This window comes from Bowmanella pacifica, from assembly GCF_014645355.1.
Classification (GTDB): domain Bacteria; phylum Pseudomonadota; class Gammaproteobacteria; order Enterobacterales; family Alteromonadaceae; genus Bowmanella; species Bowmanella pacifica.
This window is the reverse complement of sequence record NZ_BMLS01000001.1, coordinates 169321-191718: the sequence shown is the minus strand read 5'-3', so window position 1 is coordinate 191718 and position 22398 is coordinate 169321. Positions and strand designations below refer to the sequence as shown.

18 protein-coding genes are annotated in these 22398 nt (G+C 47.5%); 14 read left to right on the top strand and 4 right to left on the bottom strand.

Features of this window, described 5'->3' with window-relative positions; all coding sequences use genetic code 11:
- Positions 1–49: 49 nt before the first annotated feature.
- The gene (locus tag IEX02_RS00820; RefSeq protein ID WP_188688866.1) at positions 50–703 is read right to left on the bottom strand and encodes a tetratricopeptide repeat protein; all 654 of its coding nucleotides are present in this window, start codon (positions 701–703) and stop codon (positions 50–52) included.
- Positions 704–886: 183 nt separating this feature from the next.
- On the opposite strand from IEX02_RS00820, the gene IEX02_RS00815 reads away from it, so the two are divergent.
- The 8 genes from IEX02_RS00815 to IEX02_RS00780 all read left to right on the top strand — a co-directional run bounded on the left by IEX02_RS00815 (position 887) and on the right by IEX02_RS00780 (position 9704).
- A complete protein-coding gene (locus tag IEX02_RS00815) occupies positions 887–2131 on the top strand; it encodes a glycosyltransferase (RefSeq protein ID WP_188688863.1) in 1245 nt (414 codons plus the stop codon).
- A 39-nt stretch (positions 2132–2170) separates the two neighbouring features.
- Positions 2171–3931 carry an asparagine synthetase B family protein gene (locus tag IEX02_RS00810; RefSeq protein ID WP_229701965.1) on the top strand — a complete coding sequence of 587 codons (1761 nt, stop codon included), beginning with the start codon at positions 2171–2173 and terminating at the stop codon, positions 3929–3931.
- Between the two features lie 2 nt (positions 3932–3933).
- Complete coding sequence (locus IEX02_RS00805) at positions 3934–4869, top strand: polysaccharide deacetylase family protein (protein WP_188688860.1); 936 nt, start codon at positions 3934–3936, stop codon at positions 4867–4869.
- Between the two features lie 5 nt (positions 4870–4874).
- Positions 4875–5906 carry an aspartate aminotransferase family protein gene (locus IEX02_RS00800; RefSeq protein ID WP_188688856.1) on the top strand — a complete coding sequence of 344 codons (1032 nt, stop codon included), beginning with the start codon at positions 4875–4877 and terminating at the stop codon, positions 5904–5906.
- The gene (locus IEX02_RS00795) at positions 5903–7042 is read left to right on the top strand and encodes a GNAT family N-acetyltransferase (protein ID WP_188688853.1); all 1140 of its coding nucleotides are present in this window, start codon (positions 5903–5905) and stop codon (positions 7040–7042) included. Before IEX02_RS00800 ends, IEX02_RS00795 begins: the two co-directional genes overlap by 4 nt.
- A complete protein-coding gene (locus tag IEX02_RS00790; RefSeq protein WP_188688850.1) occupies positions 7029–8084 on the top strand; it encodes a GNAT family N-acetyltransferase in 1056 nt (351 codons plus the stop codon). The genes IEX02_RS00795 and IEX02_RS00790 overlap by 14 nt, the downstream gene beginning before the upstream one ends.
- A gap of 145 nt (positions 8085–8229) precedes the next feature.
- Positions 8230–8880: an alpha/beta hydrolase family protein gene (locus IEX02_RS00785; RefSeq protein ID WP_188688848.1), complete on the top strand. Its 651-nt coding sequence runs from the start codon at positions 8230–8232 to the stop codon at positions 8878–8880.
- Positions 8877–9704 (top strand): hydrolase 1, exosortase A system-associated, encoded by an 828-nt coding sequence (locus IEX02_RS00780; protein ID WP_188688846.1) that lies wholly within the window; start codon positions 8877–8879, stop codon positions 9702–9704. The genes IEX02_RS00785 and IEX02_RS00780 overlap by 4 nt, the downstream gene beginning before the upstream one ends.
- On the opposite strand, the gene IEX02_RS00775 is transcribed toward IEX02_RS00780, so the two are convergent.
- On the bottom strand, positions 9696–11633 hold the full coding sequence (locus IEX02_RS00775; protein ID WP_188688843.1) for a heparinase II/III family protein: 1938 nt from the start codon (positions 11631–11633) through the stop codon (positions 9696–9698). The genes IEX02_RS00780 and IEX02_RS00775 overlap by 9 nt on opposite strands.
- A 51-nt stretch (positions 11634–11684) precedes the next feature.
- Here IEX02_RS00775 and IEX02_RS00770 point away from each other — a divergent pair, with 51 nt between their 5' ends.
- From IEX02_RS00770 to IEX02_RS00760, 3 genes are read left to right on the top strand one after another with little or no spacing between them, the layout of a single operon-like run.
- Positions 11685–13937, top strand: a complete 2253-nt coding sequence (locus IEX02_RS00770; protein ID WP_188688840.1) for an O-antigen ligase family protein — start codon at positions 11685–11687, stop codon at positions 13935–13937.
- A complete protein-coding gene (locus IEX02_RS00765; RefSeq protein ID WP_188688837.1) occupies positions 13927–15498 on the top strand; it encodes an MBOAT family O-acyltransferase in 1572 nt (523 codons plus the stop codon). Before IEX02_RS00770 ends, IEX02_RS00765 begins: the two co-directional genes overlap by 11 nt.
- Before the next feature lie 7 nt (positions 15499–15505).
- Positions 15506–16639, top strand: a complete 1134-nt coding sequence (locus IEX02_RS00760; RefSeq protein ID WP_188688834.1) for a hypothetical protein — start codon at positions 15506–15508, stop codon at positions 16637–16639.
- Here IEX02_RS00760 and IEX02_RS00755 read toward each other — a convergent pair.
- A complete protein-coding gene (locus IEX02_RS00755; RefSeq protein ID WP_188688831.1) occupies positions 16636–17871 on the bottom strand; it encodes a pyridoxal-dependent decarboxylase, exosortase A system-associated in 1236 nt (411 codons plus the stop codon). The two genes, IEX02_RS00760 and IEX02_RS00755, sit on opposite strands and share 4 nt — an antisense overlap.
- Positions 17868–19445, bottom strand: a complete 1578-nt coding sequence (locus tag IEX02_RS00750; protein ID WP_188688828.1) for an acyl-CoA ligase (AMP-forming), exosortase A system-associated — start codon at positions 19443–19445, stop codon at positions 17868–17870. Before IEX02_RS00750 ends, IEX02_RS00755 begins: the two co-directional genes overlap by 4 nt.
- Before the next feature lie 142 nt (positions 19446–19587).
- Between IEX02_RS00750 and IEX02_RS00745 the strand changes: the two genes are divergently transcribed.
- From IEX02_RS00745 to wecC, 3 genes are read left to right on the top strand one after another with little or no spacing between them, the layout of a single operon-like run.
- Positions 19588–19827 (top strand): acyl carrier protein, encoded by a 240-nt coding sequence (locus tag IEX02_RS00745; RefSeq protein ID WP_188688825.1) that lies wholly within the window; start codon positions 19588–19590, stop codon positions 19825–19827.
- A 15-nt stretch (positions 19828–19842) separates the two neighbouring features.
- Positions 19843–20967: a non-hydrolyzing UDP-N-acetylglucosamine 2-epimerase gene (gene wecB, locus IEX02_RS00740; protein WP_188688821.1), complete on the top strand. Its 1125-nt coding sequence runs from the start codon at positions 19843–19845 to the stop codon at positions 20965–20967.
- Between the two features lie 3 nt (positions 20968–20970).
- Complete coding sequence (gene wecC, locus IEX02_RS00735; protein ID WP_188688818.1) at positions 20971–22218, top strand: UDP-N-acetyl-D-mannosamine dehydrogenase; 1248 nt, start codon at positions 20971–20973, stop codon at positions 22216–22218.
- Positions 22219–22398 lie beyond the last annotated feature (180 nt).

Sequence of the window (22398 nt, the reverse complement as noted above, 5' to 3'; positions counted from 1 at the left end):
AAAAGATTCATGCTTTGCTTGGCTGCCTAATATCTCCGGCGAAACTGCGCTACTCCCTGTTGGCGGATTTTTGCTTAAGCAGGTTGCGTAGCCCAGACAGTGGATAGTTATTTTTGTATGCAATGTCAGCGTGCTTGGATGCTTTATCAATGTCATTTTTTTTGATGTACAACAACCCTAGATTATAGTGGATTTCTGAATTATCAGGTTGCAATTTTATGGCATGGAGGTATTGCTTTTCGGCATCATCAAGATGTCCGGTCAGTTGAAGATGACTGGCGTAGAGCATCATGCTAACGGCATCTTCAGGCTGCATGTACAAAGCGCGTTTAAAGTAACATTCGGCGGTATAGAACTCATCTAGCAGCTTAAAATCAAGTTTGTTTTTTCGTTGGTACTTTGCCATCGCGGCAAGGGCTCTATGATAGTTCGGTATTGCTCGCAGGGTGTAATCTAAATCTGCTATCAGGCTACCTCGATTCCCTGAAATCAAATTCTCTACCGAGCTGGTAAAGTGGGCATTTATGACAATGGGCAAGTTTGGTCGGTGAGCTGGATTAGTGAAATCCCAGGGACCATAAGCATTACTTAAAGGCTGACCTGGCTCAATACCACAGTTTTGATTGTTGCGATTAGGGCTAGCGAAAAGCTGGAAACACGCACTGAGTGTCACGATGAATAATGCAATTCTTAATAATGGCATAGGGTCCGTAATTAATGTTTGCTAATTTTGCCCATTATAGGAAGATTATCACACAAGTACACCAGCCCTGTTCCCCGTCATTTTATAAATACCAGTAATATCAGTAATATTTTATAGATAACGAGTTGAACCCTTATATTAATAAGGCTTAAATAGGGGGCGTTCAGAATTAGGGATTTATCGGTGTCAAAACGTCTTCTTTACATAGCCTTTCATTTTCCGCCAATTCAAGTCAGTAGTGGTGTGCATCGCACTTTGGCATTTAGTCGCTATTTTTCTGAGCACGATTGGAAAGTGAGAGTGTTGACCGCCGATGTAAAGGCCTATCAGCAGTGGACAGAGGCGCAGTACAAGTTTATTCCCGATAAGGTTTCTGTAGTGAGGGCTTTTGCCAGAGATACCGCCCGGCACTTTTCCTTTAAAGGCCGTTATTTGGGCTGGATGTCAATTCCCGATCGTTGGCAGAGTTGGATTCTAGGTGGGGTGTGGGCTGGGTATTGGCAGATCAGGCGTGAACGCCCGGATGTCATTCTGTCTACTTATCCAATCGCATCGGCTCATATCATAGGTTACTTTTTACATAAGCTGACAGGGGTACCTTGGGTTGCTGATTTTCGAGATCCTATGTTGCAGGATGCTTACCCGAGCAATCCCGCTATTCGTAGCGTTTTTGCCTGGATAGAGAAAAAAGCCGTTAAGCACTGTAAAAAGATTATTTTTACCAGTCCGGGGGCTGTCGAGCTCTATCAGACTAGGTTTCCTGATGTCGAACCTGACCGCTGGCAGCTTATTCCCAATGGCTACGACAGTAAGCTGTTTGATGCTTTGCCTGAGGTGCCAAAGCAAGATGCTCAGGATGAAAAGATTACCCTATTGCATAGCGGTACTATCTACCCGGCCGAGCGAGATCCGCGCGCCCTTTTTCAGGCCCTGTCTGAATTAAAGCAAGAGGATCAGTTGTTATTCGGAAAATTAAAACTGGTGTTGCGGGCTACAGGGCATGATGAATTGTTTGCGCCCATGATAAGCGAGTACGGCATCGGCGATATGGTCGAGCTTGCGCCAGGTACAGACTATCTAACTGCGTTGCAGGAAATGTTACAGGTGGACGCGTTGCTGCTGATGCAGGCCAGTAACTGCAATTATCAGACGCCAGCTAAAGCCTATGAGTACATTCGGGCCAAGCGCCCCGTATTAGCCCTGACCGATCCATCCGGGGACACCGCTTCCGTTATTCGCCAATCTGGGGCTGCTATGGTGGCACCCTTGGATGATGTCGCGGCGATTAAAAAGGTGCTGCGAGAGTTTATGCAAGCCATCACACAAGACGCGTTCCGTTACTTGCCTGATTCAGATATCGAAGCATTTTCACGTCAGCATCAGGCTAAGACTTTCTGTTCGTTGTTGGATAAGATAGTCCAGCAGTAGCACATATTTGCATTATTTAAGTAGGGAGATTTAACCGGTATGACGCAGTTGCAGTCCAATATGCAATCCCCAGAGCATGTCAATCAACACGTTTGGCAGTGGGAAGATCGGGGGGGGGAGAGCACTACCGTTACCGTGAAGACGGAGCATGCCTTAACCCTGATTGATGCTGAAGATGTGCAAGTCTGTGTACTGGGTAGGGTGAGACAATATGGGCAGGATTACGCTGCTGATATATCCTGGTTACCAAGCGCGGTTGTTGAAAACGAATATTATTGCCGGTTGGCGGGCTTTTTTGCGTTAATTGTCCTGGATAAACGCCAGGGCAAGCTTCGTCTTGTTAGTGATCACGTTGGCAGTGTTCCTTTGTATTGGTTGGAACAAGAGGGTGAGTACTGGATTACCGATTCACTAAAGCTGTTGGAACCCCAGTGGCAAGAAGGCAACCACCCGTTAGATAAGCAGGCCCTGTTTAATTATGCTTTCTTCCATTGCATTCCTTCCCCAAGGACGCTGTTTCCTGGCGTAAGCCGTCTGAATCCTGGCGCCGAGTTACGGATAGGAAGGGACGGGGGGGTAGAGGAGTTGAATCTTTATAGTCCCTCTTACCAATATAGTCGTGCCAGTCAAGCTGAGTTGAGGGCGCAATGTAAGCAGGTTATTGATGAAGCCGTAAGACGTAATATCGTTCCCAACTCGGCGGCATTTTTAAGTGGTGGGTTAGATAGTTCAACCGTCGCTGGTATGTTTGCCAAATACCAACCAGGTGCGCCGACGTTCTCTATTGGGTTTGACGCTAAGGGGTATGATGAAACCCATTATGCCCAGATAACAGCGCGCCAGTTTTCGACCAAGCACCATGTGCACTATCTGCAGCCTCAAGAGATCGTTGATAACTTCGTTGATGTTGCGGGTTATTTCGACCAGCCTTTTGGTAATTCTTCTGCTTTGGCGGCTTTTGTATGTGCCAAAGTGGCTAAAGAGCATGGTTTCGGTGTGATGTTGGCCGGAGATGGTGGTGACGAGATTTTTGGGGGCAACGAACGTTACGCCAAGCAAAAGGTTTTTGAACTCTACGGCAATGTTCCATCCCCGCTAAAAAGTGTACTGGAGGTGTTGCTGCATAGTCCCTTGGGCAAACTGCCAGGATTCAAAAAAGCCCTTAGTTATGTCCAGCAGGCGAATGTTCCTTTGCCCGACAGAATGGACACCTACAACTTCCTTAATCGCTTTGCGCTGGACTCTATTTTTACGCCTGAGTTTTTGGCCGATGTAGATGTCTCTCAGCCATTGAATGCAAAGCGCAAACGATTCGGCCAATGTCAGGATGACCACCCGGTAGAGCGCATGATGTACCTGGATTGGAAATATACCCTGGCTGATAACGACTTGGTTAAAGTCAGTCGCATGTGTCAAAAAGCGGGGGTAGAGGTGCGCTTCCCCTTGTTTGAAAAAGAAGTGGTGGATTTTAGCTGTACCGTGCCTGTGGATGTGAAACTGCCGGGGGATAAACTGCGGGATTTCTACAAGGAGAGTTTCCGTGGCTTTCTTGCTGATGAAACCCTGGAAAAGTCCAAGCATGGTTTTGGGTTACCCTTTGGGGTTTGGATGAAAGAGCAGCCAACATTGAGAGCCTTAACTAATGAGGCCTTATGCAAGCTGAAAGACCGGAATATTTTTCTCCCGGCATTTATTGAGCAGGCTTTGCAAGTTTATGACTCCGGGCATGCTAACTACTACGGGGAATTAATATGGATCCTTGTCGTGTTGGAACTGTGGCTTGAGAGCCGGGGTCTTTAACTATGTTGCACTGGACATTGTCCTCATTGGGGCGGCTATTGGGTCGAGGTAAATTAAGTATTCTGATTTACCATCAAGTATTGGCAGAGCCAGATCCCATGCGTCCCTCTGAACCTACGGTTGACACCTTTGATTGGCAAATGGCTTTAATCGCCAAGTACTTTACCCCCATCTCTTTGGATGATGCAGTTAAGGGACTGGCGGAGAACAACCTACCGGCCAATGCCTTGTGTGTAACATTTGATGATGGTTATGTGAATAATCTGACCTTGGCGCAGCCAGTTCTGGAAAAATATGCTATTCCCGCCACGGTTTATGTGGCAACGGGGTTCAGTGATGGTACCAACATGTGGAATGACAGAGTAATTCACTTGTTTGCCGATCAAGCGCGTAAATCTCTATCTCTGAATGGCGAACATGTTGAGCTTGGTGATTGGGAGCAGCGGCGCGAGCTAGCTTATGGGTGGTTGAAAAAACTTAAGCATTTGCCCATAGAGAAGCGCTTACAAGGGGTGAGCGCTTTGTATGAAGAGAACAATGCCTCTGAGCAAGAATCACTGATGATGACGCCTCAGCAAGTCAGAGCCCTGTCGGAAAAAGGCGTGACCATAGGTGCGCACACTGTTAATCATCCTATTTTGAAGGTGCTTAACGCTGAGCAGCAAAAGCGTGAAATAGTGCAAAGCAAAGCACAATTGGAAGAGTGGACAGACAAAGAGGTCCGGCACTTTGCTTATCCAAATGGTGTGGTTGGCACAGACTTGGATGAATTGGCAGTCACGGCGGTAAAAGAGGCGGGCTTCGCCTCGGCGGTGGTGACCAATTGGGGGGTCTCCACCCGGCAGACTTCACCTTGGATGCTACAGCGCTTCACGCCTTGGGACAGAAGCCCAGGCCGCTTTCATTTGAGGTTGTGGAAAAATCAGGCTGGGCTGTAGAACATATGACATTTTTACCGCCCCTGGCTGACGCCGCTTGTTTTGCTCCGCCATCTATTAAGGCGCTGGCCGACGCTACCCCATTATTTTCGCCTGAGCCTGCCAAAGCCTGTGCTTATTCAAGCTTGCTGTATAATCGTGCCCGTCATGCTTTGTTCCACATTGGGATGGCCATTGATGCTAAGCGCATATGGGTTCCCGCCTATCATTGCCCGGCCATGGTTGAGCCTTTTATTGCGGCTGGCATGCAGGTTGCGTTCTACCCGGTTAATACCAATTTGTCTGCTGACCTGAACTTTCTTGGCGGACGCTTGGAGCAACAAGATGCGTTATTGGGCGTGCGGTATTTTGGCTTTGATAGCGGCGTGCCGGAACTGGCTGAGCTGTGTCAAAAGACGGGGGCGCTGTTAATTGAAGATTTAGCTCATGCTGCGGTCGTGGATAAATTATACGGTCAGTTGGCCGTGACTAGCTTAGTGAAATTCTATCCGGTGCAAGTGGGAGCGGAATTGTTAATAGCGGATGGTGCATTATCTGCTGATGACCTCAATGCCCATTACCGGCAATTGCCCGGTGCGCTGAGCAATAAATGGCAGAGTCTGGTTCAGGCTGTGCAGCAAAGGTTGCATATGAAGGTTGCCAGTGGCTATCGCTACTTTGATGCGCGTGATGTTAGCCGTCTTCATGCTACCAATACCCGGCAATATCTTGAGACGCGTCCTGCTCGGCAAATCAGTGAAAAACGTCGTGCTAACTACATGCAAATGGCAAAACGCTTGGCTGACTCATCATATGGCTCACCACTGTTTCCTGTTCTTCCTGAACAGGTGACCCCTTATGTGCTGCCATTTTTGCTTAGCGACGAAAGCGGCTTTAATCATATCAGGCAGCATGGTGTACAGATTTACCGCTGGGAGGAACTGGTTCCTGGCGAGTGTCAGGTTAGCATGGATTATCGGCGGCATCTGGTTCAGCTACCTTGTCACCAAGGATTAGAACAGAGTCAAATTGATTTTATTGTAGGACTATTAGATTGAGCCTTTCGCAGCATTGTATTGAATGGCAGGTGATGCCCCTTGACGCCTACCCTGGAAAACTTTGGGATGACTGGCACCGTCTGAATCTCCAGTTCCATCGTGGCAATATGATGCTGGGAGCCAGTTTTTGCCAACTTTTGGTGAAGTATTTTGCTACCGAGGTATCTTTGGCGGTTGCCTGGCAAAGCAACAATAGCAATGCATTACCTGTTAGCGCAGACGGCAAGTCGATGCAGTGCGAGGCCTCGCAAGGCGCGCGTATACCTGTTGCGTTGGCGCTGCTTGAGTCAAATGGAAGTGGGCGCTGGAGTATATTTAAGCCGAGTCAGGCGCAGGTGGCGCTAATACTCGCGGATCCCAATATTGCGTTGTCTATGCAGTCCCTGGTCGATGCTATTCCAGGCTCTGTTGCCAGATTGGATTTTTTAGGACTGGATCCTCTGGAACATCCAGGACTGATCACGCAACTTTCGCCAGAACTGCAAGCTAGCGCGACAGATATTCGAGTTGAACTGAGTGGAAGCTTTTCGGATTACTGGGCACAGCGCCCCAAGAATTTGCGCAAGAATATAAGTCGTTATTTTAATCGGGTGGAAAGAGAATTAGGCCAAGTGAGATTGGTTTTTAACACCGAACCACCGGAAGTATACCGTGCTACCAGTCGCTATGGGATGTTGGAGTCTCAAGGTTGGAAAGGTTATGAAGGTACTGCTTTGCACCCCAGTAACGAGCAGGGACAGTTTTATCAAGAATTTATGGCAATGCAGGCCGGTGATGGCGCTAAGGCTTTTGTTGCAGAAACTTATGTGGCGGACCGTTTGGTCGCTTCCAGACTGTGTTGTATCGGTGTGGATACCTTGGTTATTCTTAAAACCACTTATGACGAGTCAATGAAAAAGTATGCCTTTGGGCGTTTGCAATTGCATTCGCTTATCGAACACTGTTTCACTATGAAAGGGCTTCGATATATCGACTTTTATACCAACGCCTCACCCGAACAGCTTGAATGGTCAACCGATTCTCGTCAGATGCTCAATGCCAGCTATTACTCTAGCGCCGCCCTTGGTCAGGTGTATCAGTGGGCAGTGAAATTAAAGAAACGAATGAATGGACGTGCTTTAGATGAACAGCGCTAGTGAGTGTCAAGAGAGCGAATTGAATGCATCTTCGGCCCTTTGCGCCTCTGATATACCGGTTTTTCTCCGGACATGCTGGTTTGAGGCTTTTGCTACTCACATTAATGGTGGGGGCGAGGCTGTTTGGATTCCAGTATCGGATGCCGCTTACAGTCCAGCGCTAGCATTGCTCCGATATGAGCAGAAACAGCTGGGGTTACCCGTTTGCTATCTCAATAGTATGAGTAATTTTTATTCTCCTATGTATGGAGTAACCAATAGCCACATTGATGAGGTGGTCACGCTTTGTCAGCAAGAAGCGCATTTTACTCAGGCAGACTGCATCAATCTGCTACCGCTTACCAGCGGGCAGGCAAAGGTTTGGACCAATGCGTTGCAAAAAATTGGATTCGTCTGTCATCAGTATGACCATTCGGTAAACTGGTTTCAGGACAATATTCAAAGTGTTGAGCATTATTGGGCAGGGCGCCCCAGCCGTTTATGTAACACCTTAAAGCGAAAGAAGGACAAGTTGCAGCGGGAAGGTGGGTATAGTGCAAAGATTCTCTCCTCCGGGGATCACAACGAATTGATGCAGGGATTGATCGATTACCATCAAGTGTATTTTCATAGCTGGAAGAAAAATGAACCTTGGCCTGCCTTTATCGATGCGATAGCAAACATGCAATGGCAAACCGGTGAGCTGCGGCTGGGTCTTATGTATCATCATGATACTCCTGTGGCGGCACAGTTGTGGTTTGTTAATGGACGGACGGCCTATATCTACAAACTTGCTCATCGCTCTGACTACTCTGCGCAGAGTGTAGGAACTGTCCTCAGTGCAAAGATGTTCGACTGGGTTATCGAGCAGGACAAGGTATCTAGGATTGACTTCTTAACCGGTGATGATCCCTACAAACAGGATTGGATGGACACCCGGCAGCCCTTGTTGGGGATCCAAGCCTGCAATAGGCAACGTGTTGCTGGGCAGGCGAAGGCATTAGTCAACAAGATATCCACCTTAAGTAAGCACGTAAAACCGAACAATAAACAGCCGGATTAGTTCAGGTAATAATATGATTTCTGCACAGTTTATACCGTCTTGTGATTCACAGATTCTGCTAACCGGATATGGCCCTGCTTCGACAAAGCAGCTGGTTCTATGTGTTCCCGGGTTATTTGAAGAATTAAACCTTTCACGGGCTGTCGTGGCTAAGTTAGGGCAGTATTTATCAACTCGTGGTACCAGCTTCTTTCAATTGGACTATGCGGGTACAGGTGATAGTCAGGGTGAACTAGAAGATAGCACTAGTCAGATCTGGTTGCAGAATGTGTTGGATGCCGGGGCTTGGCTTTCTCAACAGGGAGCCGGGCAGATTATCTTGTTGGGGGTGCGGTTTGGTGCTTTGTTGCAATTGCATTTTCAACCTCAGTTGCATGAGGCGTTGAATATACAAGGACAAATAGTCTGGAAACCTATAACAAGTGGAAAAACGCTATCTAATCAGCTGCTTCGACTTAAGCATACCAATCATGTACTCAATGGTGGTGAGAAAGTGGATTGGCGGGAGAAGATTCGGCAGGGAGAGGTAGTTGAGGTGGCTGGCTATCCAATCAATGAGTCATTGCTTAGCAGTATTGAAGCCCTGAGCATTAATCCAGAGAGTCCTTTATTGTCATCATTGGATTGGCTTGAATTGGGCGCCAAAGTGCTTCCTCCTGCGGTTGGAAAGTTCCAGAAAGGGTGGCCCGATGCGCGTTTTAATGCTGTCGATGTGCAAACATTCTGGCAGATTCCGGATATTTACACCGAACCTGCTTTGCACGCGGTTCACGAGAAGATTATAGGTCGCTTATGACGAAGGAAGTTGCGCAGGTTTTTTCGGTCAACGATGATAAATGTGTGGGGATATTCCATGCTCCCCTAGAGCAAGATTCAACAATAGGCGTACTTATCGTGGTCGGCGGACCGCAATATCGTGTTGGCAGTCACCGTCAGTTTGTACAGTTATCTCGAGCACTGGCCACTGCGGGTATCGCCTCATTTCGCTTCGATTATCGTGGGATGGGAGATAGCGCTGGCAACAAACAGGGATTTGAGCAGATTGATACTGACATCGGGGCTGCTCTGAACCAGTTTGCACTTACCAGTGGCCTGCAGCGCTTTGTCATATGGGGACTTTGTGATGCAGCGTCAGCGGCAATGATTTATGCCTGCCAGGATAGGCGTGTGACGGGACTGGTATTGATGAATCCTTGGTTAAAAAGTCAATCGGCTCAAGGGCAGACCATGCTTAAGCACTATTACTTGCAACGATTGCTAAGCAAGGCGTTTTGGAAGAAATTATTACGCGGTGGAGTCAATTTAAAGGCCAGTGTTGCGGATGCCAAGGGCTTCGCTAAAGACGCGGCTGCCACTTCGACTGCCGCTGAGGAAAGCTATCAGGCCAGAATGCTCAAAGGTATGCAGGCCTATCAGGATAAGATTTGTCTGATTCTAAGTGGCAATGACTTAACGGCCCGTGAATTTGAACAGGTCGCTTTTAGCGATAAAAATTGGAAAAAGGCGTTAAAGAACAAGGTGAGTGTTAAGCGCATCAAAGACGCAGACCATACCTTTTCCAATCGTAGCTGGAAGCAACAGGTCGAATTGCTCACCATTGATTTTGTTGCATCACTCTAAAGGCTGGAAGTCATATACCACCCTGGCCTTGCCCTGATTGGTTTGGACTGCGCCTGTTAATACATGAAAAGGGCCGTCGGACCAAGCTTTCCCTTTTGCCAGCTCTTGCTGGCGAGAAAGCTGCTTTTCCAGTATGTCAAAAAATTGCGCGGCAAAACTTGTATCACAGGCCGGTATGCCTTGGGTGTTAATCGTTAGCCGGAGGTTATCGGATAGAGGAATTTGTTCAGCCTGGTCGCTATCGACACAGGTATTACGCTCTAATCCAGGCAGATTCAAATGACTCAACAGGATGCCACCTGTTTGCTTAACACTGTCTGTAATTTGCAAGCGACCATTGTTGCTAAAGGTGAATTCTCGAATGATATTTCCTGTTGTCCCCCCTGATAAATAAGCGGGGGTAAGATCTAGTATTACCTGGGCTGTCTCGTTTGTTGTGTAGTGTTGTATTTCCGCCCTTTTATACTTATTGCTTCGTCTAGTCTCCTGAAGCCAGTGTTCAACGCTACGAATAGCGCTGCCATGGGGCATAGACAGATGCTGAGAACCGTCCTGCTGATTAGTTTTGAACTGAGAGCTGGGCTGGTAATCCGTATCAGCAAATGAAACGTTGAGCAGATTCTTGGCGTTACTTCTGATGCCATAATTCAGCCTGAAATCACTTAATATGCTGTCGTAGACAGCGCCATCAACGGCGACGGGCTCCCCCTCAAACATATAGGTGAAATGTCCGGCATCCGCATGTTGATGGTGGCTGAATTGTTGGCCGCCGTTAATTAAGACGTAACTGTCATCTGACTTCCAGCCTGTACGCAGAATTATCTGGTTCAAGTAGTGGCGACCAAATATAGCCTGATTTGGCAGCCACCCATCGAATACCGCTAATCCTTTATCGGCCGGTAGGTGATCGAGGCCAGGGTCAAAGGTAAAAGGAATCAACCAATGATCAGTACGGTAATAACTATCCCGGCCATGTTGGTGCTGGATGTAATCAGCAAATGTGGCAATGGCCGGGTCTTGGGTAATTCTTGCAATGAGATCCAGCACTTTTTTGCTCTCTTCCTTCAAATCAGTGCGACTTCCTTCATCTCCGCTAGCTTGAACACGTCCATCTGGCCTGGTCATGTAGATATGCCAAAGGCCGTTGCGTAGCGCTAATTGTTGCAGTTGCGCTTTAAATTCTTTGTCATCACCACTTTGCAGGTAAGTATTTACGGCCAGATAGAAGGTCAGGCCACGATTTTGTACCCAATAGTTGAAACCGCCGGGCCAGCCTTCAGTGAGAGCCAGCGCCAACACACTTTGCTTGAAATGGTAGAAGGCTCTTTCTAGCAACGCCCCTTCGTCATAAAGGCTTGCAGCAACGATGAATGCTTCTGCACCTAGCGAAAAGCGCCCATGCCACAACGATGCACTACTGGCATCAAGTACATCTAAACATTGTTGCAAAGAGTTTTTTAGTTTCTCTTCAATCACCTTGTAGCTGACATTGGGATTTGCTGCTTTTAGTTGATCCAGCGCTATAGCAAGTCGCCACGCGTCATTCTTGTTGCCCGCTGCTGTGCATGCAGATAGTGAATATGCCTCAATCAATGTCTGCAGCTGGGTTGATGCCCTAGGGTGCCCCGTCAGGGCTAGGCAAGTGATTTGGCTGGTCAGGCGTTGCTCCTGACAAAACTGATTAGGGCCTTGTCGGAATATTGCCAGATAGCGGGTTAAGTTTTCGCCATGTTGGATAGCAGGAGTTAGCCTGGGATGAGGAGTGTTAAGTGAAACGGCGGCCGATTTATGAGTGAGATTTGCTTTAATGAGATTCTCTGCCTGAACAAAAGGCGTTTGGCCAAGCCCAATAGCGGCTAAGCCAAATCCTGTCCCTATGGCAATCAGCCAGGAAAGAAGCGAAACTAAAGCAATGTTCGAGGCGCGCATAGTCACTAACGTATTTCAAGTTAGTCAATAGCTTACAGGGAGACATGGGGAATGAGAATCCCATTGTTCAAGTCGTGGCATACGACGGATTGGATATGTAAAGCCATTGGGGGGGCTTTTTTAGCTCTGGCATTTTACGGCATAGCTGAATTTCCTGTATTCAAGCTGCTGATGTTGGGACTTGGTGTCGCTTATGCCTTTTTGTTGATTGTTTTCCCCTTAAGTTGGTTATTGGTTGTTCCTTTGGTTGCAGTTGGGGTTGATTTGACTCAATCGAGTGGACGCTTCGTGGTCAATGAATGGGATTTTGTGTTGTGGTTGACTATTGGCATAGGCTATCTGCGCGGCACTTTGGTATTCCCCCAATTTCACAATCAGCGATTTGTCCTTGGGCTAGTCATGCTGTTGGTGCTGCTGCTCGCATGGTCAGGGAAGTTCTGGCTGCTTTTTGAGTTTATCGCTGAGCCTGTTTGGCACAATCCTTATTATCAAGATGTTTACGGCGCCAAATTGGCTAAAACCGCCGTATGGGCAATTTTTTTGTTGCCTCTGGTGCTATGGGCAATGCAGCAACGCGAGGCCTTTCCCCGTTGGTTACTGACCGGTATGTTGTCCGCTTCCATCGTGTTATTGATTACCCTGCTTTGGGAGCGAGGGGTACTGAATACTCTGGTGGAGCACGGCATCGGTTATGCCTTTATCAACAGCCTGTTAGATGCCAGTTCTTCCTACCGTACAACAGGCATTTTCAGTGAAATGCATACTGGGGGAGAAGTCATTGATGGTGTGATCATCTTGCTCTTGCCTTTTTGTTTGTGGGGGCTGGTTCAAGCGAGTCATGTCTTCAAACTTTTTAGTGCCGCAGCGCTGCTTGGGTTGCTCTATATCACATTTGCAGGCTTCACACGTACCACTTACATCGCAGTATTTGTCAGCATTTTTCTTTTTGTGATTTTGCATCTGTATCAGCGACGAATAGGCAGTATTTCCATCATGAAAACATGGTTTTCACCGGTTTTACTTTTTACGCTGCTCTGTGTGCTGGCACTAAAGCTAACCGGCAGTATTGGCGGGCTCATTATTGGCGGTACGCTGCTGGGTGCTGCGTTGGTGATAAGAATCCCCCAGTTAAACCCAATCTCGCGAATTCTGCTGCTGGCGTTTGGAATGGGGTTTGCTATCTACCAACTGATCATTAACCACTTCAGCCACCAATGGATTTCAGTTAGCCCCCTGAGTGTTGGTTTACTTGGGATTACCGCACTACTTTTGCCTGTGGCGTTAGTGCAAATGGCCAGCCGATTAAAACCGGTGAAGTGGGGGCAATTGGTTTTAGTATTTGTGCTGCTAGGGCCCTCGTTGATTCTGCTTCGACAGATGGCGGGGGGATATCAGATAGGTAGCAGGATTGAAACGGTGCAGGCAGACTTGCAAACTCGATTTGACCATTGGCAAAACGTGCTGGACAGTTCAAAGAAAGGTCCGCTCACGGTACTTTGGGGCAACGGGGTTGGGAGCTTTCCTCGCAACTACTTGCTGCATAACCCTGATTCATTGAGTCACACTGGAAGTTTCGATATCCGCCAAAAAGAGGGGGCGGGCGCTTTGCTATTGGGAGGAAGTGCAGATATGTCGGTCGGGCAACGTGTCAGTTTGTCTTCCGAAACGCCACTGCGTGTCACTGCGACACTTTACAACCCGGAGCAGGCCAGAGTTGGAGTATACTTGTGCCAGCGCAATGTGATTTTTGCCAGCAATACTGAACGACGTTGCACCGGGACCTTTTTCGATAAGCCGGATGCTCAGGATATCAGCCGATTTGAGTTGACCTTGCACGCTGATGAAATCGGTCCAAGTGGTTTACCTTTACATTGGCCTTTATTTTTCCATATTAAGAATTACACCGAGGGTTCTGTGGTGGAAGTGCAAGCCCTGCAACTTTGGCAGGATAATATTCCGCTACTGAATAATAGTGATTTTAAGTTCGGCAGTGACCATTGGTATTTTTATAACGACTTTTCTCATTTGCCATGGCATATCAAGAATACCTACCTTCATTGGTTCTACGAACTTGGAATTTTAGGCAGCATTTTATACGCTTTCATGTTTGCCGTTGTTTTTATAAAGAGTCATCGAAGTCTTCCCTCTGTATTTCCTGCGATTGTCGCTGGAACTTGCGGATTTGCAATGATTGGGGTGTTTGGCACTCCCCTTGACTCAGCAAGGGTATCTTTATTGTTTTACTTGCTCTCCTTCTCTATCATGGCCACAAAAAACAAGCAGGACACGAAAAATGCTGTTTAATTCGGTCGAGTTCTTATTTTATTTTTTGCCTGTTACCTTGTTTGCTTTTTTTATAGTGGCAGATCGTTTTGGTAAAGAGTCCGCAATTGCTGTTCTGGTTGTAGCCTCACTGTTTTTTTATGCCTGGTGGAATCCCAAGTACCTGCTTTTGTTGGCGGGTTCCATGCTGTTTAATTACTTTCTGGGTAGGGCCTTGGGCCGTCAGGGGCGCCCCCTGTCCTTACTAGTTTTAGGCATAGTAGTGAATCTTAGCTTACTGGGTTATTTCAAGTATGCCGGATTTCTTGTCAGCAATATAAATAGTCTTACCGGCGGTGATTGGAACATTGGCCATGTCTTTTTGCCCCTAGCGATATCCTTTTTTACCTTTCAGCAAATTGCTTACCTAGTGGATTCTTACAAAGGCATCACACAAGAATATAGCTTTTTGCATTATTGTCTTTTTGTATCGTTCTTTCCGCAGTTAATCGCCGGTCCCATTGTCCATCATAAAGAAATGCTGCCACAGTTTGCATCTGGCAGTGCTTATCGTTTTAACGCCGGTAATTTTTCAATTGGCCTGTCTATTTTTGCCATTGGCTTATTTAAGAAGACGGTGCTAGCCGATGGTGTGGCAGTCTACGCAAACCCTGTATTTGCTGCGGCTGATGCGGGTGAAAGCCTGGATTTCTTTACCGCCTGGGGCGGGGCACTGGCATATAGTTTTCAGCTTTATTTTGATTTCTCTGGCTACTCGGATATGGCCATCGGGCTGGCCAGAATGTTTGGTATTATCTTGCCGCTGAATTTCTATTCTCCTTATAAAGCCGCCAATATTGCTGAGTTCTGGCGCCGCTGGCACATCACTTTATCTAGGTTCTTGCGAGACTATATTTATATTCCCTTGGGTGGAAATCGGCGTGGGGAGTTTCGTCGCTATCAGAATTTGTTTATTACTATGCTCCTCGGTGGCCTCTGGCATGGAGCTGGTTGGAACTTTGTCATTTGGGGAGCTTTGCATGGTGGTTATCTAGCCACTCACCAGATCTGGACCCGAGCCTTAGCTTTATTGGGCTTTTCACCTCAAAACAATAAGTTATATGTGTTTTGGAGTTGGACGCTGACCATGTTGGCTGTTGTGGTCGGCTGGGTGTTTTTCCGGGCCGTCACCTTAGACGGTGCCTTGGGGATGCTATCCTCTATGGCCGGCGCGAATGGCGTCTCTATTCCCAATGCTCTGTATAGTCGGTTAGATATGTTACATCCAGTGTTTGACCTTTTTGGGGTGCAAGCCAATAGTCAGGGGGGAGGACAGTTTGTTGCGACTTGGCTTTGGATCGTGGCGTTACTGCCGGTTTGCATACTGATGCCTAATGTTCAGGACCTTTTCAGCAAAGTGAAGGGATCACTGGACAGTCATTTTGTGTTTTCTTCACTTTCTGCTTTTTGGCCGGGGCTAAAGCTGGTCAGAGGCTTAACCTGGCAAGCCTCCAGTCGCTGGGCTTGGTTGTGTGCAGCTGCTTTGGCTTTGGGGGTGATGACCTTAGGGCAGGTAAGCGAATTCTTGTATTTTCAATTCTGAGGAACGAATGAGCTATTTAACACGCCTGCTGTTTGCTTTTGTGTCTGTGTTGAGTGTATCCGCCTTGGTTAACTGGTTTGTGGATCCCTACGCTTTGTATTGGTCACCGGCTCTGGAAGGTATTAATGCTAAAAAAATAGAGTCTTCGGAACGAGGACGGCAAACAAAAAGCTACCGCATTGAGCAGTTACAGCCGGCAATTATCATAGTGGGTAACTCAAGAGTGGAAATAGGCCTGGATGATGGCTATGCCGGTTTTGCCGGCCAAGGGGTATACAATTACGCGTCTCCTGGCATAGGGCTCTTACATCAATTTAATCGTGCCTATACACAATTGCAGAATAATCCAAATCTGACCACCTTGTACCTCAGCTTGGACTTTCTGGATTTTTTATCCCGCGCGCAGACAGGTAGTTCAGCAGAGCTTGAAGTGTTAAGCGAGGACTTCAATCCCCTGCAGTTTTTGCTGTCGTTGAATACACTTGCTGATTCTGCATCTACGCTGATTGGACAGAACTCCCGGCAGAATCATATTAATCCCCAGGGGACGCACATTGCGGAAAGCTATTTGGAGATTGTTCATCATGAAGGATTGAAGGTGCTCTTCAAGCAAAAGCTGTCAGAAGTCGCTCAGCGTCTGGATTCACCATTATATCTTTTTGATGATAAGGGAAAGAGCCATTACCTGAAATTACTGCAAGAGCTCATTGATGAAGCAGCCAGTAAGCATGTTGAACTGAAGTTATTTATTAATCCCTACCATGTGAGCTACTTACATGTGATTAGCGAGGCAGGGTATTTTGATCTGTTTCTGCGTTGGAAGCAGATGTTAGCCGAGCTGGATATACCACTGGGAAACATGGCAATTTTGGATTTTAGCGGCTTTAACCACTATACGAATGAAACAGTGAATCTGCAGGAACCGCATAATGCGATGAAGTGGTTTTGGGAACCCGCACATTATCGTCCCAGCCTGGGGGCCTTAATGTTAGATGTATTGAATAAAGTCGACTCCGATGAGGGCGTCAGCCGGGCGCTGAACAAAGCGTCCATCACCGATATTATTGAACAGGATAAAACCGGCCTCACTACAACTTTGCCTGAATGGCAGAAGCTTAAGGCCGGGTTACAGCTGGATTAAAGTACAACCTCTGTGACATGAGGGTGCCCTAAAAAGTCTTGCGGGCTGGCGGTGGGGCCATAGGCACCAGATTGGAAGATCACCAGCCAATCGCCTACCTCAGCCTGTGGTAGTGTCATTTTATCGGCCAGGGTATCCAAAGGTGTACAAAGCGGGCCTACCGCCATGACTTTGGCGTCACTGGGAACGTTGCCCATTTTATTGCCGATGGCGACCGGGTAATTCTTGCGAATAACCTGACCAAAGTTACCAGAGTTTGACAAGTGATGATGCAAACCGCCGTTGGTCATCAGGAAGGTTTGACCACGGGAGACTTTGATATCGGTAATTTTAGCGGCATAGATGCCGGCTTCTGCCACCAAAAAGCGACCAAGCTCGATCACTAATTCTATGTCGCTCATCAAAGGATGCTGTTCAAGTAAGCGTTGTAGATTTTGTCCTATCGGGGTCAGATCGAGGCGCTGCTCACCGGCAAAATAAGGGATGCCAAAACCGCCGCCCAGATTAATGGTTCTGACGGCAACCGGGGTGACGTCGATTAGCTTTTGGGCCAATGCAAAGGTGTTATCGTGGGCCTCGATAATGGCGTCCTGCTTAAGGTTCTGAGAACCCCAGAAAATATGGAAACCACGAAAATCAAACTGCGAATAATCCAGTTCTGGCAATAATTCAAACAGACGTTCTTCATCAATACCAAACTGTTTAGGCCCGCCGCCCATTTTCATGCCCGAGGCTTTAAGCTCAAAGGCAGGGTTCACGCGAAACGCGACAATGGGTTTTACACTCAACTGCTGCCCTATCTCTATAGCACGTTGCAGCTCAGTTTCTGATTCCACGTGCAGGGTCACTCCTGCGATGATGGCAGCGCGAATTTCCGGAATCTGCTTAGCCGGCCCTGCGAAGCTAATGTCTTCACTGGGCATGCCGCTTTGCAAAGCCAATAGCATCTCTTTATGCGAAGCAACATCAAACCCCGCCACTAGAGGGCGCATACGGTTAATCAGGGCAGGGTAAGGGTTCGCTTTGATGGCAAAGTGCAACTTAATCGCCGCGGGTATATGTTGATGAAAAATTGCGATTTGGCGCTTTATTACCTCGGTATCGTAGGCATAAAAAACCTCTTTATCCAGCAAAGCGGCGATGTCATCCAGACGCTTACCGCCAACAAGTAGCTGTTGGTCTTTCACGTCAAACTGATTCATGGGCGCATGCACCGGTACAGCTTTATTCATTGTGCATACCTCGATTTTAATTCCTGACTAATGGCACTGCGGTCTACCTTGCCGTTAGGATTGCGTGGTAGGGCATCTACCAACTCCAGATACTTAGGGTGCATAAAGTTTGGGGCGTCTTTTTTAATCAACTTCAACGCTTCGGCCTCATTCAGATGGGCGTCTTTCTTCAGCACAATCTTCACAGCAATGGCTTGACCGAGTTCGGGGTCGCTAACGCCACAGGCGACCACTTCATCGATAAGGTCGCTGGCAGCATAGCAAGCATCCTCCACTTCCATAGGGCTTACCCTGTAACCGGAGGTTTTAATCATCTCGTCACGACGTCCGACAAAATACAAAAAGCCGTCTTGATCTTTTTTTACTGTATCCCCAGACCATACCGCCATTTCTGTCAGTACCAGGCCACTGACAGATTTGGGAACGGGTTTAAAACGCTCAGCAGTTTTATCTGGTGCATTCCAGTAGCCAAGACTGACGTGCGGACCACGATGAACTAATTCTCCTGGTTCATCCGGTGCACACTCGCTACCGTCCTCACGTACCACCATGATTTCTGCGTTAGGAATGGCTCTGCCCATTGAACCTGGACGTTCATCAACCAGTTCAGGTGGCAGGTAAGTGCTGCGGAAGGCTTCCGTCAGGCCATACATCAAATAGGGCTTTGCATTATGGAATATCCCACGTAGTTCCGAGAGTACCGGCGCGGGCATGGCCCCTCCTGAGTTGGTGAAATAGCGCAAGGAGGCCGCGGCGGACTCGCTCCACTTGGCTTTAATCAGTTGTTGCCAAAGGGGAGGAACAGCAGCTAAGCCTGTCACACCGTGCTTTTCGATGGTTTTTACCACATCACCGGGTAACAGATAGTCCATCAATACACAGGTTGCGCCTTTCAAAAAAGCGGTTGTGATTTGATTTAAACCATAGTCAAAACTCATCGGCAACAAGGCCAGGATGACATCGTCAGCATGGTTACATAAATATTCAGATACGCTCTCCGCGCCAGCCACAATGTTCCTGTGTGACAAAACCACACCTTTGGGCTTGCCGGTGCTGCCTGACGTATAGAGGATAGCCGCCATATCATTGTCAGTCGCGGTGTTAACCGGCTTTGCATCAACAGTATTTAGTAGATCTGGTAAAACATGTACTCGCTGCGGTATGGAGAGATCCTGCATTTTATCTATCAGGATTACATGCTTGAGCTGTTCACATTGAGGCAGAACCTCTTGCAATGCTCTGGCACGGTCAGAACTGGTAACCAAAATGCTGACATCGCAATCTGTCAGTATATGTTGCACCTGGGCAGCCTTGAGTACATGGTTAACTGGCACAAAGACCCCACCCGAAGCGCTGCTGGCAAAAAGGCTTAGTACGGCTTCCGGGCATTTCGGCAGGTAAACAGCAATTCTGTCATGACGTTTAATGCTTAAACTGGTAAACGCGGAGGCTAATTTTTCCAGGTTATTTTGCAGATCTTGATATGAGTAATTCTGCTGTTTAAAAATTAGCGCCGTTTTATGCGGCGTAATTTGCGCGGTGTGTGTAATTAACTGATGAACAAAGCGTGGCATAGGACTACGTAATTCCTTTGTAACCTGACGGTTCCTAAATCTCAAAAATAATGAAACAATGCGTATATTGAACAAGCCTATCACCGTTGTCCACGGATAGGCTGATGGAATCATTAATTATTTTCAGTTAATAGGAATTTTCATGGTTGCCGAGCACGTCAGAACTATCATTCTTAGCACCTTACAATTAGACGAAGACACCCGTTTTGATGACGACAGTCCGCTATTAGGTGCCATTGCTGAATTTGACTCCATGGCGATAGTGACATTGCTAACAACGCTGGAAGAAAATTTCGGTTTTGAAGTGGATGACGATGAAATCAGTGCCGAAGTGTTTGAGACCTTCGGCAGCCTAGTGTCATTTGTAGAAAGTAAAGTCTAGTTTTGAGGCGGAACTATGTCATTTAAGAATATTCTGTTGGTATTTGGAACCCGACCAGAGGCGATTAAAATGGCGCCGTTGGTATTGGCCTTGCGCCAACATCCTCAATTGCAGGTGAAGGTTTGTGTCACCGCCCAGCATCGACAGATGCTGGATCAAGTTCTGAACCTGTTTGAGTTAACACCTGACTACGATTTGGACTTGATGCAACCAGGCCAGGATCTTTATGACATTACCAGTCGCGCGTTACTCGGATTAAAGGCGGTGCTGCAGGATGCCAAGCCTGATTTGGTTTTAGTGCACGGTGATACCACCACGACGTTCTCGGCCTCTCTGGCTGCGTTTTATCAACGTATTCCGGTGGGACATGTGGAAGCAGGCTTGCGCACTGGGGATATTTATAGCCCCTGGCCGGAAGAATGCAATCGCAAATTGACCGGGGCGCTGACGGCGCTGCACTTCGCGCCAACTCAAGGTTCTCGCGCTAATTTGCTGGCTGAAAATGTTAAAGATGAAAGTATTTTTGTCACCGGCAATACCGTGATCGATGCCCTACTGAAAGTGGTTGAAAAAATAACGACTGATGCCTCGCTGAAGACAGAATTTACTAAGCGATTTGATTTTATCGATCCCTCCAAGAAGCTGATTTTGGTTACTGGCCATCGTCGCGAGAGTTTTGGTGGCGGCTTTGAAAGGATCTGTCATGCCCTTCAACAACTGTCCGAGCGTGATGATGTGCAGATATGCTATCCGGTGCATTTAAATCCCAACGTGAGAGAACCGGTTGAACGCATCTTGGGCAATGCTAAACAGGTTCATTTAATTGAGCCGCAAGACTATTTGCCATTTGTTTACCTGATGAGTCAGTCTTACTTGATTCTAACCGACTCTGGCGGTATCCAGGAGGAAGCACCTTCTTTAGGTAAACCTGTGCTGGTGATGCGGGATACCACCGAGCGTCCCGAAGCGGTTGAAGCGGGGACTGTAAAGCTAGTCGGAACGGATGATGCTTTGATAGTGAATGAAGTATGCAAACTACTGGATGATAATGGCGCATATCAGCAAATGAGTGTCGCCCACAATCCTTATGGTGATGGCAAAGCATGTGAGCGAATCGCAAACGTAATTTTAGGAATATAGAAAATGGCTTTTAAAAAAGTTTCAGTGATTGGTTTGGGGTACATTGGTTTGCCTACCGCTGCTGTTATCGCTTCTCGTGGAATCGAGGTGATCGGTGTTGATGTGTCACAAAAAGCAATTGAGACCATTAACCAAGGTAAAGTACATATCGTCGAACCGGATCTGGACATGGTGGTTCAGGCTGCGGTAACTATGGGTAAACTACGTGCGTCGATGACTGCCGAACCCGCTGATGCTTTTATGATTGCGGTGCCAACGCCTTTCAAGGACGGGCACCAGCCTGACTTGTCTTATATTGAAGCGGCTGCCAAAGCCATTGCTCCAGTATTGGAAAAAGGTAATCTGGTCGTGCTCGAGTCCACTTCCCCTGTGGGAGCAACTGAAAAATTGGCGTCCTGGTTACAAGAACAGCGACCTGACTTGAACTTCCCCGGCGTGTCCAGCGGTGAACCTAATATATATGTAGCACATTGTCCTGAACGCGTGCTGCCAGGCAGGGTTCTGGAAGAGTTGGTATCGAACGATCGTATTATTGGTGGCATTACATCCAAGTGCTGTGAGAAAGCCACTGAACTATATAAAACTTTCGTACGTGGTGATTGCATTTCCACCAACGCTCGCACCGCTGAAATGGCGAAGCTCACGGAGAACTCTTTCCGTGACGTGAATATTGCCTTTGCCAATGAGTTATCGATTATCAGTGACAAGTTAAAGATTAATGTATGGGAATTGATTGCTCTGGCTAATCGTCACCCCCGCGTCAATATCCTGAGTCCAGGGCCTGGCGTCGGTGGCCACTGTATTGCCGTGGATCCTTGGTTTATCGTTGATTCAGCGCCAGAAGAAGCGCGGATTATCCGCACTGCCCGCGAAATCAACGATCACAAGCCTGAATATGTGGTTAGTAAGATTAAAGAGGCCGCTGATCAGTTCAAACGCCCGGTGGTTGCATGTTTAGGACTGGCTTTCAAAGCTGATATTGATGATTTGCGTGAGAGTCCAGCGTTGGATATTACTTGTGAGTTGGCCAAAGCCAATGTTGGTCAGATCCTGGCTGTGGAGCCGAATATTCAAGAGTTGCCGGCAAAGTTACAGGGGCAAGGAGTTGAGCTTGTCTCCCTGCAACATGCTTTGGAAGTGGCTAACGTACTTGTAGTCTTGGTTGACCATAAGCCGTTTAAAGCGCTGCAAAGTAACGATATCAATACAAAAGTGGTAGTCGATACGCGCGGCTTATTTAGTCGCTTTTAATACAGAGCGTTCATCATAGGACTGCTTGGTTTTGAAGTTGCCCCATTGTGTGGTGGGGTGACTTCATAATAACGAAAGCCGACCTGCGAGCCTTGCAAGTCAGCCCGCATAGCGAAATAGGTTACACCGGCCTTAGTAAGTTCTTCCGTATGTAAAAGATGAGTTGACGCTGCTAAGTCA

What these genes read in the sequence shown, in the direction of transcription:
- IEX02_RS00800 (WP_188688856.1), top strand. Translation starts at nt 4,875, where the DNA reads ATGACATTTTTACCGCCCCTGGCTGACGCCGCTTGTTTTGCTCCGCCA.
- IEX02_RS00775 (WP_188688843.1), bottom strand. Translation starts at nt 11,633, where the DNA reads ATGCGCGCCTCGAACATTGCTTTAGTTTCGCTTCTTTCCTGGCTGATT.
- IEX02_RS00820 (WP_188688866.1), bottom strand. Translation starts at nt 703, where the DNA reads ATGCCATTATTAAGAATTGCATTATTCATCGTGACACTCAGTGCGTGT.
- IEX02_RS00790 (WP_188688850.1), top strand. Translation starts at nt 7,029, where the DNA reads ATGAACAGCGCTAGTGAGTGTCAAGAGAGCGAATTGAATGCATCTTCG.
- IEX02_RS00750 (WP_188688828.1), bottom strand. Translation starts at nt 19,445, where the DNA reads ATGCCACGCTTTGTTCATCAGTTAATTACACACACCGCGCAAATTACG.
- wecB (WP_188688821.1), top strand. Translation starts at nt 19,843, where the DNA reads ATGTCATTTAAGAATATTCTGTTGGTATTTGGAACCCGACCAGAGGCG.
- IEX02_RS00810 (WP_229701965.1), top strand. Translation starts at nt 2,171, where the DNA reads ATGACGCAGTTGCAGTCCAATATGCAATCCCCAGAGCATGTCAATCAA.
- IEX02_RS00770 (WP_188688840.1), top strand. Translation starts at nt 11,685, where the DNA reads ATGAGAATCCCATTGTTCAAGTCGTGGCATACGACGGATTGGATATGT.
- IEX02_RS00755 (WP_188688831.1), bottom strand. Translation starts at nt 17,871, where the DNA reads ATGAATAAAGCTGTACCGGTGCATGCGCCCATGAATCAGTTTGACGTG.
- wecC (WP_188688818.1), top strand. Translation starts at nt 20,971, where the DNA reads ATGGCTTTTAAAAAAGTTTCAGTGATTGGTTTGGGGTACATTGGTTTG.
- IEX02_RS00805 (WP_188688860.1), top strand. Translation starts at nt 3,934, where the DNA reads ATGTTGCACTGGACATTGTCCTCATTGGGGCGGCTATTGGGTCGAGGT.
- IEX02_RS00780 (WP_188688846.1), top strand. Translation starts at nt 8,877, where the DNA reads ATGACGAAGGAAGTTGCGCAGGTTTTTTCGGTCAACGATGATAAATGT.
- IEX02_RS00760 (WP_188688834.1), top strand. Translation starts at nt 15,506, where the DNA reads ATGAGCTATTTAACACGCCTGCTGTTTGCTTTTGTGTCTGTGTTGAGT.
- IEX02_RS00765 (WP_188688837.1), top strand. Translation starts at nt 13,927, where the DNA reads ATGCTGTTTAATTCGGTCGAGTTCTTATTTTATTTTTTGCCTGTTACC.
- IEX02_RS00745 (WP_188688825.1), top strand. Translation starts at nt 19,588, where the DNA reads ATGGTTGCCGAGCACGTCAGAACTATCATTCTTAGCACCTTACAATTA.